This is a genomic window from Bacillus sp. MMSF_3353 (genome assembly GCF_030733445.1).
Taxonomy (GTDB): Bacteria; Bacillota; Bacilli; order Bacillales; family Bacillaceae_G; genus Bacillus_A; species Bacillus_A wiedmannii.
Genome location: NZ_JASHJA010000006.1, coordinates 183,511 through 200,349 on the forward strand (window position 1 = coordinate 183,511; position 16,839 = coordinate 200,349).

Annotated in this window: 2 protein-coding genes; one reads left to right on the top strand and one right to left on the bottom strand. The window is 36.9% G+C overall.

Annotation, left to right across the window (positions count from 1 at the left end):
• Positions 1-82 precede the first annotated feature (82 nt).
• Positions 83-1,630 (top strand): glycoside hydrolase family protein, encoded by a 1,548-nt coding sequence (locus tag RBB48_RS16415; protein WP_142291704.1) that lies wholly within the window; start codon positions 83-85, stop codon positions 1,628-1,630.
• A gap of 111 nt (positions 1,631-1,741) precedes the next feature.
• Here RBB48_RS16415 and RBB48_RS16420 read toward each other — a convergent pair whose 3' ends face one another.
• The gene (locus RBB48_RS16420; protein ID WP_306007856.1) at positions 1,742-16,765 is read right to left on the bottom strand and encodes a DUF7507 domain-containing protein; all 15,024 of its coding nucleotides are present in this window, start codon (positions 16,763-16,765) and stop codon (positions 1,742-1,744) included.
• Between the last annotated feature and the right edge of the window lie 74 nt (positions 16,766-16,839).

Below are 16,839 nucleotides of genomic sequence, written 5' to 3' on the forward strand. Positions count from 1 at the left end.
CGTTTGTTTTTTTTATTAGAGAAACTTTTAAGAGAAAACTCACATATTATATGAAAAAGGTAATATGAGGAGTGAATTTATTTTGTCAGAATATATTTCTTCCCAAGAAGATTGTGCACCAGAAAATAGTGTCCATATTGATTGTTTTGGTGCAGTTCCGAACTCAGGGAATGATAGCTCATTAGCAATTCAACAAGCTATAAATTATTGTGTAGCGAACCGTATTTCGACGGTTAGAATTACAGGGATAAATACGTACAAAATTGTAAAACCGATTGTTATTAAATCAAATGTAAGATTAGAGCTAGATCCTACTGTTACGTTGCAAATTGATGGAGATTTTAATGCGTTTGAACTGCAACAAAATGCGTCTATTACAGGTGGTACAGTTCAAGTTATAAACCCAGTGTTTCAATCTGCTGTCATTTATGTTTCCGGTTCACAACAAATAGAAGTTCCTAATCACTCTCTTATATCAAATATTAATATAATAAATGCAACGTCGTCATATAAAGGTAAGGCTATACACTTTTATTGTCAAAAAGCATGGGATTATATTAGTTTCTTTCAAGTTAACTTTATTCAAATTAAAAACTTTCAAACTGCAATACATTTGAAGACAGAATATATAGATGATATAAATACACCTTGCTGGATTAACGCAAATGTATTTCAATCTATATTTATTGATGGATGTCAGTATGGGATAGAAGTTGATGGAAACAGTGATTTACCAAATGAAAGTTCAGGAAATACGTTTCAGAATATTCAAGTGCAATGTAGACAGCAAACGAAAAAAGTCATTCGTTGTACGGGTGCCTATAATACATTTGATTGTATGATTTGGGATACGTACCGGATGAGTAGTGAACAGATTGTCATTGAATTTTCTTCTAATTCACATCGTAACTACCTTTTTTCAAATTTACTTTCCACAACTATTGTAGATAAAGGGCAATACAATGTTTGTACGTCTACCTATGAAGAATCTCTTCGAATTCAGTTACCGATTACGTTAAATAAACCACATTTAATAGGGAATCAAGATGATATTTTAGTAAACGCTCAGCAAAAGTATACTGTTAAGCAAGTTAGTGGGAAATTACCTTATGGGGGGAATCTTGCAAATTGCTTCAATTTAATAGATGAACAAAGTGTAAACTATATCGATGTTCCAGATAGTAATCCAGTTGTGATTGAGCTAGATTTTACGAAAAATCCAATCAAAATGTTAAATTGTTTTGGAATGTATTTTGGATGGGGAGAGAGCCCGAAGAAAATTAAAATTGAATATGCATTAAGTGCAACTGGAAATTGGGTTGTTGCATCGGATGTTCCATTAAATGTAGGCGATACAATTATATCGAATATGAAGGCGAGTCAACTATATAAAGTAAGAATTACATTGAGTGGTTATTCTCAAGACCATAAACGTTTTCGGATTAATCGTATGTTTGCAAGGTCTTCGATGGAAAATGGGAATGCTTGGTTAGCGACAACTGGTGGAAGAATGTTTGGAGATATTGAAATAGAAGCAAGTAAAGGTATCATTATGAAGACTGCTAGTGGAGCAAAATGGAAAGTAACGATTAATGAGGCTGGTCAGCTTATTACGACTAAAATAACTTGAGATGATGATTGGTTGTAAATGCTTGGACGAGTTATTAGGTATTACGATAAAGGGAATAAAAAAGAGATTGTAATTTGGTTTCAACCAAACTACAATCTCTTTTTGTTTAAATTAACGCCACCAAATCCAAGTCCAAAAGTAATTTCGTATATTTCGAGGAGTAATGCGTATAAAACGTTCGCCGTCAAAGAAACAATTGAAATTTGGAAGTGTTTCATCAGGATTTTTTGGAATAAAAGTGACGATGTTTTCGTTGCTTGTAACGGTTACTGTAATTGGTGGATCGGTAGGCGAGACTTGAAGTTGTAAAGAAATATCCGCCGTATTTTTAAATTCATTATTAACAGGTGGACTTATCACTTGTACTGTGAATAATACGATAATTGTTTCGTTTGGTTCCAAATTAGTAGCGACTAGGAAACCGATATTCGGATTCGCTAGTGGAGAGCGTTCGCTGTTAATAAAGACAGTACCGTTCATAAATTGTAAACCTGCTGGAATGGTATCTTGTAACGAAACATTTGAAAGTGAAATATCAGAAGTATTCGTAATACGCATCGTATAATCAAAATATTGGTTTAAATAAGCTGAGCTGACGGAAGCATCTTTCACTACTGTTGCAGTTATAAATTGAACTGGTATACGAACGATATTTGAATTGTCAATGAAAGTAATAATTGGGTCCTGTGGTGTCAATTGGAAGGCGGCTGTGACGGAAGCAGAATTGATAATTGTGCTGTTTGAAGGGATAGACGTGACGAGAACTTTAAATGCTATCTTTGCTACGGAGCCAGCTGGTAAAGCACCGATATTCATACCAGTGTCTGGACGGACATTTAGAACAGGAGTGCCGTTAATGGTTACGCTGTTTTCTATAAATGTTGTACCAGTTGGAATGATATCTAAAATAGAAGTACTTATCGTAGGAATCGGGGAATGGTTCAATACCTCTAATGTGAATGTAATCATATCACCTATAACGGCAATAGATGTGTCGGCTGTTTTGTTAATACGAACCATAGGATCAACTACTGTTGTTGTAACGACATTTGTTTGCTTTGTAATTGTAATAGGTGGTTCATTCGGGTCAATGGTAACAGTATAGGAAACAGAAGCATCGTTATTAATTGCTGGTTGAAGAGTTGTAGGAGATATTGTTACTTGGAAAGTAATGATAGTAGATTCATTAGGAGTAAGGCTTCCTAATGTAATACCGTTTTCAGGATTTTCATTAGGCTGATTGATTCCGTTAATCGTAACGCTGCCTGTAACGAAGGTTGTATCTACTGGTGCGGTGTCTATGGCAATAATATCTTCAATCGTTACATTACCACTATTCGTAATCGTAATTGTATACGTTACAGTTTGACTAGGTAAAGCATTCGAAGCATTAACAGACTTTATGGCAACGACATTATCATTTTGGACAGTTGTTGTGACGGTATTTGTTGTAGTCGTGTTTGTAACAGGTAAATTATTTGGATTGACTATATAGTTAAAAGTAGTAATGGCTTGGTTCGTCAATTCATTTGGTGTTGGGATAGAAGTCACGGTTACTTGGAATGAAGCGACAGCGTTTCCGCCGACAGTTATAGTATCAATTGGTATACCACTTACTGGATTAACTTCCGGAAGGGCTTCTCCGTTTACAATGACGCTATTTTCTATAAATGCAGTACCTTGAGGAATCATATCTTGAATGGTTACATTATTCGCTGCAACATTACCAGTTTGATTGAGTGTAATCGTATACGTTAACGTGTCACCGACTGTTGCAAATGCAAGGTCAACAGCTTTATTACTATTTAAATTTGCGTGATGAATTTCTGTTACGGCAGCTGATGAAATGATAGTTTCGGTAATAGGCGGCTGGTTTGGTATGGTGTATTGGTATTCGATTGTACTCGTGTTAGAGATTGGATTTGTTTGCGGAATCGAAGTAACCCGTACTTGAAATAGAATAGTTGCTGTCGTATTAGGCGGAATGTTATCAATTCGTATCCCGTTAAGTGGATTGTCACTTGGACGGGCGTTTCCATTCACAATAACACTATTATCTATAAAGCTCGTATTCGCCGGAATAATATCTGTAACGATAATGTTTTCAACTTGTATATTCCCATTGTTCGTGATGGAAATTGTGTAAGGGATAATCGTTTGTAGGTCAGCGTATTGGATAGGTGTTGTTTTTGTTGCAATTACATGAGCAGAAATAACTTCGGTGATAGTAATATTACTAGTCGATATTTGTTCTTCGTTATTAATTGTATAACGAGAAGTTGATTGATTTTGAATACGACCACTAGCTGGAAGAGCTACCACAGTAACGGAAAATGTGACTGGGATAGAAACGTTAGGAGCAATCGTTCCTACAAGTATACCAGTACTTGGATTCGCGTTAAGCTGAGGAATATTATTTACTAAAACGCTACCTTCTATAAAGGTTGTTCCGTCAGGTATATTGTCTGTAAATACAACAGTAGTAGCATCTGCATTTCCTATATTCGTTAAAGTTGTTGTATAAGTTAAAATGTCACCAATCGTTACAGAAGTTAAATCAACAGTTTTCAGTGAAACGATATCAGCATCATTAATTTGGACGAAAGTAGTATTGGAAGTAGTAGATTTTTGAATTGGTGCAAAGTCAGGATTGAAAATAAAGTCGTAGACGATGTTTGCAGTATTAGGCGTTGGATTTAAAGCTGGCAAATTCGTAACGGAAACTTGTAACGTTATTGTAGTCGCTTGCCCTGACGCAATATTAGGAATGAAAAAGCCGATATTCGGATCTGCTGCAGGAAGTACAGTGTTGTTAACTGTTACACTTCCCGGAATAAATACTGTTCCATCTTCTATAGTATCTGTAAAAAAGATGGAGTTAGTTGTAGTAGATCCGTTATTTTGAATGAATACTGTATATTCAATGGTGTCATCAATATTAGCTAATACTTTATTAGCAGATTTTGTAGCGATAAGAATCACATCAATAAATTGTATATTTGTAGTATTGGAAGAGGTTGTTTCTGAAATTGGTGGTGCGCTTTGTTCTGGTTTATATTCATAGTGTATAACAGCGATATTATTAATAGTATTTTGTGCAGGTATAGAGACTACATTTACTTGGAACGTAACAATAATCGTATTATTTGGAAGGATAATACCAAGATTGATACCGGTAATTGGATTTTCGTTAGGTCTTGGTATGCCGTCTACAAGGATGCTATTTGGAACGAATGTAGTGCCAGCAGCAATTGCGTCAATTAGGATAGTATTTGTAATAGGTACTGTACCAGCGTTTGTAACTGCGACTGTATATGTGATGATTTGACCGATACGTGTAATAGATCTGTTAGCAGATTTAATTGCACTAACATTTGCCGTCCGCACTTCAGTATTTACTGCATTTGATAATGATCTACGCTGAACAATCGGAGAACTAGGGTCAATTTGGTATTCATACGAAGTGTCTGAAATGTTAATGACAGTGTTGCCCTCTGGTATATTTGTAAGTTGTACTTGAAATGAAATAGTGACTGTTTCATTTTGTTGTATCGTGCCGAGAGTTATTCCATTTTGAGGATTTGCACCAGGCTGAATCACATTATTTATTGATAAGCTATCTTCAATGAATATAGTACCTTCTGGAAAGTTGTCAATGAACACCGTATTGTTAGCTGGAACAGTTCCTATATTTTGTATTGTATTTGTGTAGGTAATATTTTGCCCGATGGCTACGAAAGTAACATCCGCCTGTTTAACAGAAATAATGTTTGCATTTTGAAGTGATGTTGTAACGATATTAGAATTTGCAGAGCGATTCACTGGTGGAGCTGTAGGAATACTTACATATTGATAATTTACAGATGATTGATTTACAATTTCGGTTGCAGTTGGTGGATTATTTGTTTGTACTTGAAATAGTATTGTTTTGGAACTGTTTGGTGTAATCGTTCCAATTGGTATTCCGTTTTCTGGATTTACACCTGGCTGAAGTACACCGTTAATTGTGACACTGTCGGGAACGAATGTAGTCCCAGCTGGAATAGAATCTGTAAAAATAATATTTATTGCGTCAACGTTGCCGATATTTTTCACTTCAGAAATATAAAGTATAGTTCCGCCAATATCTACAGTTATTGGATTGGACGTTTTTGTAACTGTCAATTGTGCTTGCACGAAATTTGTAATGACAATATTACTTGTAGATGTTTCGGTAATAGGCGGTTGTCCTGGGTCTGGTTGAATTGTATATGTTGTATTAGATTGATTTGTAATCGATTGTTGCGAGAATGAATCGTTAATAAGAATTTGGAACGAAATAAGGTTTGCTACTAGGTTAGGCAAAGTAACACCTGCATTTGGATTTGCACCAAGTATAGCTGTTCCGTTAAGTGTAAAACTATTTTCTACGAATGTAGTCCCTTCTGGAATCGTATCTGAAAATATGAGATTAGTAGCTGGAATATTTCCGGTATTTTCTAGCGTTATCGTATAGGTCAAAATGTCACCGGTTGTTGCTTGTTGTGCATTGACAGCTTTTAAAGAAAGAACATTCGCATCCGAAATTTGTGTGAAAGCTGGATTAGACGTAATTGTTCGAGAGATGATAGGAGCAGTTGGATCGGCGATAAAAGTATAGTCAATACGGGCTATATTAGAAATTGGATTCACGTTTGGAATGGATTGAACGATAACTTGGAATGTGACGGTGACGATTTCTGAAGGTGCAATGGCGTTTAAGGAGATTCCTACGTTTGGATCAGCACCCGGAGCTGAAACGCCATTTATGGTTACGCTATTTGGAATAAATGCAGTTCCTTCTGGGACCAAATCTGTTAAAGTAACTGTATTTGCAGTTGTATTTCCGTTATTTTGAACGACTACCGTGTAAGTGATTGTACCGTCAGTAGATTGTACGAGAGAATCTGTATTTTTAATTACAGATAGCGATGCATCAACGACAGCTATATTTACCGTATTAGATGAAGATGTTGCTGTAACTGGAGGTTGACTTGGGTCGACAATATAAGTGTAACTTGTAAGTGCTTGATTTATAATCGCTCCTTGTGGTGGAATAGAACTTGCAAGAAATTGGAACGTAATAGTAGCAGAATCACCTGGTGCGATAATACCAACTGGAATACCGAGAGTTGGACTTGCATCTGGAAGTGAAATCCCGTTAAGCGTGACACTATTTGGAACAAATAATGCCCCTTCAGGAACTCCGTTAATGAGTAATACAGAATTTGCAGGGAAGTTTCCAGTATTCGTTAATGTTGCTGTATACGTAATGATATCTAAGGTAGATACGATTGTACGATTTGCTTCTAAAACAGTTGTAACAGTCGCGTTATTAATTTGTGTGGAAGCACTATTAGAATTTATTGTGCCGGTAACAGGAGGAGAGGCCGGATCAACTATAAATTCGTATTGAATAGATGCAACGTTTGTAATTGGATTCGAAGGTGGAGTAGATGTAACTATGACTTGGAAAGTAGCAGTTAAGGAACTACCCGCGTTAACGGTTCCGATATTCACTCCATTATTTGGATTTGCACCTGGAATGGTACTTCCATTTACAGTAAAACTATTTTCAACAAAGGTCGTTCCTGCTGGAATGAGGTCTGAGAAATTTACATTCGTAGCGTTTGTATTGCCGCTATTTTGAATCAAAACTGTATAAGTGATCGTGTCTTCGATATTTGCAAAGGCTGTATTAGCAGTTTTTACGGCTGAAAGTATTGCTGAATTAATAGAAGTAACGAAGACGTTCGTTTCCACATTGCCAGGCTGAGGTTGTAATGCATTTCCTACGTTATATTGGAAGTTCACAAATCCTAAGTTTTGGAGTTCAGGTGTGAACGTTGTTGGGTTGCTTATGATTTGCACTTGGAACATAATTATTACGATTTGATTGGGAGTTATTGTATTTATGCCAACACCGTCAATGATAGAAGCGGATGGTAATGAAGTGCCATCAACAATGACTGATCCTGCAACAAATTGTGTCCATGTCGGTATAGGGTCTGAGAAAACAACATTGTTAGCAGAGATATTTCCTGTATTCGTAATAGTGGTTGTATACGTAATCGTATCACCGATCGTTGCAAAAGCTTTATCTCCTATTTTAATAGTGTTTAAAATAGCACTTTCAATTTTTGTTGTAACGCTATTAGAAGTAATATTTTTTGAAACAGGTGGATTAGCCGGATTAACGATATGCTGGAAGCTAGCGCTAGCTTGATTGGTAATTGGATTTATAGGTGGAATTTCATTGGCATTAATATGAAATGCTACGATGACAGATTCGTTTGGCGCGATATCACCAATTGGAACGCCTGTAATGATATCTGCATTTGGGATGGTAGTTCCGTTAAGTGTAAAACTATTCGGTTCAAAGGAAGTTCCGTCTGGAATTAGGTCGGTAAAAATAACATTCGTCGCACTAACATTGCCGCTATTTGTAATCGTAACTGAGTATACAATATCTTGCCCGATATCTACTGTTTCCGCATTTGAATTTTTTTGTGCAGTAAGGATAGCGCTATTAATTTGTGTTGTCGTTGTATTGGATTGATTGGAAGTTGTAATAGGTGACTGGCTAGGATCAACGACATAATGATATGTGGTAGAAGCAAAATTAGAAATTGGATTAAGTGTTGGAAGTGTAGTAACAGTTGCTTGGAATGTAACGATTGCCGTATTACCACCATTAATTGAACCTATGTTTACACCAGTAGACAAATCAGCGCTTGGAATGGTTTGCCCATTAACTGTGAAACTATTTGGAATGAAACTTAAATTGCTATCAAGAATATCGATAATAGTTACATCAGTAGCAGCAACATTCCCGGTATTAGGAAGGTTAAGTGTAAATGTTATTGTATTACCAACATCTGCAAAAGTAAGATTTGCTGTTTTTGTGCTAATAATATTTGCGTTGTTTATTTGAAGAAGTGTAGTGTTGGAGCTAGCTGTATTCGATACCGGCGGATTACCTGGATCAACACTAAACTCATACGTCGTTGATGCTATATTTGGTGCAGGGTTAATAGGTGGGATGCTGTTAACCGTAACTTGAAATACGATACTATATATTTCATTTGGTGGAAGTGTTGCAAGTAATACACCTGTATTTGGATTCGCGTCAGGTTGTAAAACACCATCAACAGTTAATGTGTTAGGAACAAATGTGAGTCCACTTGGTAATGCATCTGCAAATACAATATTAGTTGCATCTGTATTTCCTATATTCGAAATAGACGTAGTATAAAAAACAGTTTGCCCGATATCTGCAAAGGAGACACTTTCATTTTTCGTCATGGATAATATAGCTTCTTTAATTTGTGTTGAAACAGGATTACTAATTGAAGTTTCTGGATCAGGCGGTGAGACTAATTGGTACGATGTCGATGAGAAGTTTACAATTGTATTTTCAGTTGGTAATGAGTCCACGTTTACTTGGAATGAAACATTTACTGTAGACCCAGCTGTTATAGGCCCAATATTTACACCGTTCGATGGGTCCGCACCACTTTGAGGAACCCCGTTAATAGAAAATGAGTTTACAATAAATGTAGTTCCGCTCGGCATTGTATCTGAGAAAATAACATTTTGTACGGATGAATTTCCATTGTTTGTTAAAGCAACAGTATAGGTGAGTGTGTCTCCAATACGACTAAAGGATTTATCGACTTGTTTTAATGAAAGAATGATAGCTGTGTTAATTGTAGTGAACACTGTGTTTGAAGTAACATTCCTTGAAACAATAGGGGCATTAGGGTCAGTGATAAATGTGTAAGAAGCACTAGCCGAATTGGCAATAGGATTTTGAACAGGAGTAGAAGTAGCGGTAACTTGAAATGCTATTGCTATTGAGCTGTTAGGAGCAATTGATCCAATTGTAATACCTGTATTAGGATTAAGACCAATTTGTGTGATGCCATTTATTGTGACACTATCCAAAACGAACGTTGTACCGTCTGGAATAAGGTCAGTGAACGTAATATTCGTAGCATTTGTATTCCCACTATTCGTTAAAAGTGTCGTATAGGTAATAGTATCACCTAGTGTTACAAGTGTTTGATCAACTGATTTAATCATCGTTATCATAGCATCTAGTACAGGGTTTGTAACGCTGTTCGTTGAAGTAGAAGTAGTAACAGGAGCTGCGCTTGGATCAACGGTATAAGAGTATAAAATTGTATCGTTATCCATAATTGAACTTGAAGGGGGAATAGAAATAACAGTTACTTGGAAAGTAACGGTTACTGTTTCGCCAGGAGCGATATTGGGTATATTGACTCCAAGTGCTGGCCGTGCACCAAGTTGCTGCATACCATTGATTGTGACCGAATTTGGTATAAATGTAGTGTTGGCTGGAATAGCGCTTGTGAAAGTAATATTCGTTGCTGCAGTATTTCCTGTATTTGTAATAGTAGTTGTATACGTAATCGTATCTCCGACAGAAAGAATGGATTTATCAGCACTTTTTGTAGTAGTTAATATAGCACTATTAATAGTTGTCGAAACAGTATTAGATATATTCGTTTGTGATACGGCAGGTTGGCTAGGATCGACCACATGTGAATACTGTACAGAACTAAAATTTGAAATTGGATTTATACTTGGAATGTTTGTTACAAGTACGTTTATCGTAATAGCAATCGTACTGCCAGGATTTATATTTCCAACTTGAATTCCGTTAGCGGGGTTTCCAATTTGCTGAGCACCAGAATCATTTACAAGAGTACCAGATATAAATGTCGATCCATCAGGCAAAATATCCGTGAAAAGTATATTTTGTGAAGTGACATTTCCAGGGTTGCTTAATGAAATTGTATAGGAAAGTGTATCCCCGATCTTTGCAAAAGTTTTATCTACAGATTTAATTGCCAAAATTTCTCCGGAATTTATTTGTGTTGAAACCGGATTAGATGTTGTACTTCGTGAAACGAGTGGTAAATTAGGCCCTGTCATAAATTGATAATTAATAGAAGCTCCGTTTACAACGGGTGAGTTTGGTCCCCCAGGTCCGATTGTAAAAATAGGATTTGGGATGCTAACTACTTGCACACGAAAGGTGACGTTTATAAAATCTCCTGCAATAATATCCCCAATTGGTATCCCGTTCGCCGGATTTACTCCAGGTAATAAAACCCCACCTACTCGAACGCTATCTTCTATAAATACTGTATTATTTGGAATCGGATCTGTAAAAGTGATATTAGTAGCAGTTGTGTTTCCTATATTATCCAATAAAACTGTATAAGTTAAAAATGAATTTCCGGGTGCGATGTCAGAAAATAGACGATCGACACTTTTTGTTGCTTGAATAATTGCTTCGTTAATTTGCACTAAAGTTGGATTACTTGTAGCTGTTTCTGTCACTGGCGGCTGGGTAGGATCCACAATGATAGAATATGTCGTACTGGATTGATTCAACGTAGGATTTGTAGCTGGTATTGAGCCAACGATAGCTTGAAAGCTAATTGTTGTTGTTCCTCCAACTGGAATGGGGTCTAAAGAAATCCCGCTATCTGGTCTAAATCCAAGTTGTGGGATGGTATTAATTTGTAAGCTATCAGGAACGAATGAAAGTTCAGGTGGTAATATATCGATAAAAACAGGTGTGTTTGCGGTAGTATTTCCGCTATTAGTGAGAGTAGTTGTATACGTAATTGTATCTCCAACAGCAGCAAATGTACTGCTTGCAGTTTTTGTTGCAATAACGGAGGCAGTATTTACTTGAGTAAAAGTTTTATTGGATTGAACGGTTCGTGAAACAGGCGGTTCATTTATATCAACAATAAAGCTATATTGAAGCGATGATTTGTTAGGAATTGGATTAGGATTTGGGATTGTTGTAATGTTTACTTGAAAGCTGAGTATAACTGATGCATTTGAATTTATGTTCCCGATATTGATACCGTTTTGTGGATTTGTATTAGGAATAGTTATTCCATTTACTGTAAAACTATTTGGGGTAAATGTCGTACCATCTGGCAGTAAATCTGTAAAAATAACATTGTTTGCGGTAGTGTTCCCGGAATTAATAATGGTAGAAGTGAAAGTGAGTGTATCTCCAATAGTAGCGAATGTTGAATTGACAGTTTTATTTATAGATAGAGTAGCATCAATAATTGGAGTAACCGTCGTATTCGTAATTGTACTACCAACAGCAGGTGATTGGTTTGGATTCACGTTATATTCATAATTTACAAGAGCATTATTTGTTAATGTGCCACTAGGTGGTATCGCTAAAATTTGTGCTTGAAAAGTAATGAATATAGTATCTCCGGGAGGAATATCTGCTAAGTGAATACCAAGTGATGGATCTAATCCTGGCTGTGGAACATTATTAATAGTTACAGAATTCTGGATAAATGAAGCCCCTGCGCCAAGTCCATCCGTTAAAACAGTTGCACTAGCGGGAATATTTCCTGTGTTCGTAACTGCAATCGTATAGGTAACGATATCTCCAATTGCAGCAGTCGGTGTGTTCACTGATTTTGTAGCGATAATCGTAGCATTGTTAATTTGAGTTGTTATTAAGTTACTTAACACATTGGCGGATGCTGGAGGTAAGTTAGGATTTACGACATATTGGTATGTTGTGTTACTTTGGTTCGGAATTGGATTCGGACTAGGGATAGAGTTTATGATTACTTGAAATGAGATTGTTGTATTTGTATTGGGATTTATCGGATCAATTGCTATGCCATTAGCAGGATTTGCATTAGAGAGTGTAGTACCATTTACTGTTACGCTATTTGGAATAAAAGATGTCCCGCTTGGAATGGTATCTGTAAATACTATACTTGATGCAAGTGTGTTCCCGTTATTTGTTAAAGTAGTCGTATACGTAATAATATCATTTACGTTCGCAAACTGTTTATCAGCAGATTTTGCAGAGGTAATCGTAGCGTTATTAATAGTTGTCTGTACAATGTTAGAAGTAACCATCTGCATGATGGCTGGTTTGGATGGATCGTACGTGTATTGGAATGTAGTGCCTGATTGATTCGTAATTGGATTTACAGCAGGAATAGTTGGTACAAAAACTTGGAATGAAACGGTACGTGATGAATTTGCCCCAATCGTACCGATCAAAATGCCGTTAGCAGGATTTGCATTTGCTATAGGGACACCGTTAATCGTTACAGTATTAGGAAGAAAGATGGTACCATCTGGAATGATATCTGTAAACGTTACATTAGTGGCAGGGATATTGCCGTTATTCGTTAAAATTGTTGCATAAGTTATGACATCGCCAACATCAGCGAAATTTGTACTTGTTAGTTTCGTAGCAACAAGATTTGCGGTGTTAATTTGTGTCGTTACGATATTGCTAGTGGCATTTCTAACAACAGCAGGTAAATTTGGATCTGCGATAAAGCTATATTGTAGTGCAGCACTATTTTGAACTGGATTTGGTGAAGGTAAACTATTTGCACTAATTTGAAAAACAATGGTTGTAATTCCACCTGCGGGAATTGTTCCAACTTGAAGACCAACACTTGGATCAGCACCTAGCTGTAAAGCGCCGCCTATAAAAATACTATTTGGTACAAGAGTCGTACCAGGAGGGAGTATGTCGGTAACAACTACATTATTCGCTGGAGTATTCCCAAGGTTCGCTAAGGCAATTGTATATGTGATTGGTTGCCCAACATCAGCAATAGTTAAATCTACCTGTTTGACAATAACTACATTTGCTAAATTAATTTGTGTGCTTACAGTGTTACTTAAAGAGGTTTCTATAGTTGGTGGATCGCCTGGATTTAGAATAAAGCTATACTGTGTACTAGATGAATTTGTTGTTGGATTTTGTGTAGGTAAAGCAGTGACGGTTACTTGATAAGAAACAGTAATTTCACCGTTAGCAGGAATGGAAGGTAACGGAACACCGGCGTTTGGATCAGCGTTATTTTGGAGTACACTATTAATAAGGAAAGTGTTTGGAATAAAGGTAGTACCGTCTGGATTCGTATCAACGAAAGTAGGGCTATCAGCAGTAACACTTCCTGCATTCGTTAAAAGAATAGTATAAGTTAATACATCCCCAACAGTAGCAAATGCCCGATCCACTGTTTTTGCTGAAATGACATTTGCATCGTTTACTTGAATAAATGTAGTGGTTGAAGTAGTGTTCTTACTTACAGGTGAAGCGTTTGGATCCACGATAAAGTTATAGGAAATAGAAGCGCTATTTGAAATAGGATTTGGATTTGGGATGCTAGTTATTAATACTTGGAATGAAGCTGTAATTGTAGTATTTGCATTGATGCTACCAATATTGATGCTAGCTGGTGTAACACCTGGCTGAGCAACATTGTTAATTGTAACACTGTTTGGTACAAAGGCAGTACCATTCGCAATTGAATCGGATAGTACTACATTGTTCGCCGCAACATTTCCATCGTTTGTAAGAGCAAAGGTATAAGTTAATACATCTCCAACTTCCGCAAATGTTTTATCTACAGACTTCGTAGCTTGAAGGTTTGCTAGTCTAATTGTTGATGTAACAGAATTAGAATTTGCTGTTTTTGAAGTTGGTGGCAGACTTGGATTAACAGTATATAGATAAGAAGCGAAAGCATTATTAATGATAGGATTTTGGGCGGTAATATTAATAACTGTTACTTGGAAAGAAAGAGTAAAAGTAGCTCCGCCAGGAATTGTTCCGATAGGTAAAGCGACGAGAGAATTTCCATTTTGCAAAACTCCATTTAGTGTTACAGTACCAGGAGTCAATATCGTTCCATTTGGAAGTGGATCTGTTAGTTGCACGTTAGTTGCGGCTGTATTTCCACTGTTTGTAATGAGGATTGTATAACTTATCGTTTCGCCAATTGTAGCAAATTGTTTGTTTGTTGATTTTGTTAATGTTAAATTCGCGTTGTTAATTTGAGTGGAAACAAGATTAGAAGAGATATTTTTTGTAACGGGTGATTGGCTAGGATTGACGGTATATTGATAAGAAGCGCTTGATCCATTAGAAACGACATTTGACGCGGGTATTGTGTTTACTACTACTTGAAACGAAACATTTTTTGTTGTGCCAGTTGGGATGGATCCTACATTTACACCGTTAGCAGGATTTGCTCCAACTTGTGTCGTTCCATCTATTGTTAAACTGTTGAGAACAAAAGTTGTTCCAGTAGGAATGATATCTGTAAAAATAACGTTATTCGCATTAGTATTACCTGTACCTGTAAAGGAAACAGTGTACGTTAGTGTATCACCAATATCTGCAAAATTTTTATCTACCGCTTTCGTCATTGTGACAGTAGCGTTATTCACTTGAGTAGATACGATATTGGTCGTATCAGTCCCGCTTACTGCTGGCTGATTTGGTACAGGAATGTATTGATATGTTGTTGTGCCACTATTTAATATTGGATTTGTTTGCGGGATAGAAGGAACGAATACTTGAAATGAAACAGTAGTCGTAGAATTAGCAGCAATGGTTCCAATGAATATACCATTAGCGGGATTCGCTCCAGCTTGAGTAACGCCGTTAACAGTTACACTCCCTGGAATGAAAGTTGTCCCGCTAGGAATCGGATCCGTATATATAACGTTCGTTGCCGCGATATTTCCTATATTAGCTAAGGCAATACTGTATGTTAACGTTTCTCCAAAATCAGTAAAAAGTTTGTTAACTGATTTTGTACCATTAATATCTGCAAGATTAATTTGTGTTCCTGCAGAGTTGCTTGTTGCAAGACCGTTAAAAGTTGTTCCACCGGCAATTGGTGTATATTGAAATGTAATATTCGCAGTGTTAGAAATTGGATTCTGATTTGGAAGGGAAACGACAGTTGCTTGGAAAGTTACTGTACGAGAAGCGTTATTATTAATGGTTCCAAGAGATATACCAGCAGCCGGGTTTGCATTTGTTTGTGGTATGCTATCTACTGTTACAGTGCCAGGTATAAAGGAAGTGCCGTTAGGAAGACTGTCTATAAAAATAACGTTATTGGCAGGAAGAAGCCCGGTATTAGGGATAGTAACGGTATAAGTGAGAACATCTCCAATTGCTGCGACGCTTTTATTCACGCTTTTCGTTGCTTGTATGTTAGGCGAGTTTATATTAATTTGTAATCCGACTGTATTTAACATATATGCATCTCCGTTAGTTGTTAAACGGATCGCGGCGGATACTTGGGAATTTGTTAAATAAGGAGAAATATCAATAGAAGTAATGTCCCAGCCTTGCCTTCCTGCGGAGATATTTGTACTTGTAGAAGCACTTTGATTTCGTGTTCCAAATGTCCCAGTTGTATCTAAATTTCCAGCAGCATTATTCACTTGAGAACCGAAGAAATTATTTACAGCATTATTTGGCCCGGATAATGCATTTAATGAACTGAAATTTGGTCCAAATAATGCTTGATCCCCAGTTAAATCAGCATCCCCTTCAGTAGAACTTATAAATAATCTCCCGCTTACAGGTCCTCCGGCAGGTGTTAAAAACCCTGAGACAGATACATCTGCACTACCAGTTTCTACAGAAACACGGTTACCAGCTACGTAAATTGTTAAATTTCTTGCGGGTAAGGAACCGTTTTGATAAGCGACAATGAGCGTCCATCCAGAAGAATTGATAGCTCCGTTAGAAGCATCTAAAGGATCAACAAGTCCAGGGACAGAACCGGTTGTATAAGAGCCAGATCCTCCAGCTTGAACGAGGGATGTTACATCTGCGGAACGTGTATAAAATCCAAATGTGACAGATCCGGAAACGAATGTTTGATTTGAAGCTGTAACAGCTGAAGGGGTAATCGAGTATGTTGAAACAGGTGTTGTAAAAGAAACCGGGTTTCCTAATACACTCGTAATGTTTTGATCACGAGATAAGTAGTTTCCACCCCAAACGAGTTCTGCGTAAAGAATAGTACTACCAGCAGGGATATTTAAAATAGCGGTAGAACTATTTTGTGTATAACTTAATGTTGTACCAGCAGGAAAACTCGGTACTTGTAAAGCGGTATTTATAGTTATAAATGCACCAATTGCCCCGATTGTACCAGCCCGGTTTTGATTACTAATTTTACTTAAGCCTAAAGTATTACCTGTAATCGCGAGTGCGCCGTTAGTGGTGGTAGAAAATCGATTCGTAATGGGCATGTTGTCACCTCATTTATAATATAGTCTTGGTCAAAATAGGATATGTGTGTGACAAATAAAGGGAAACATGTACA

Excerpts from the sequence above, each read along its gene's own strand:
- RBB48_RS16420 (WP_306007856.1), bottom strand. The coding sequence starts at position 16,765 with ATGCCCATTACGAATCGATTTTCTACCACCACTAACGGCGCACTCGCG.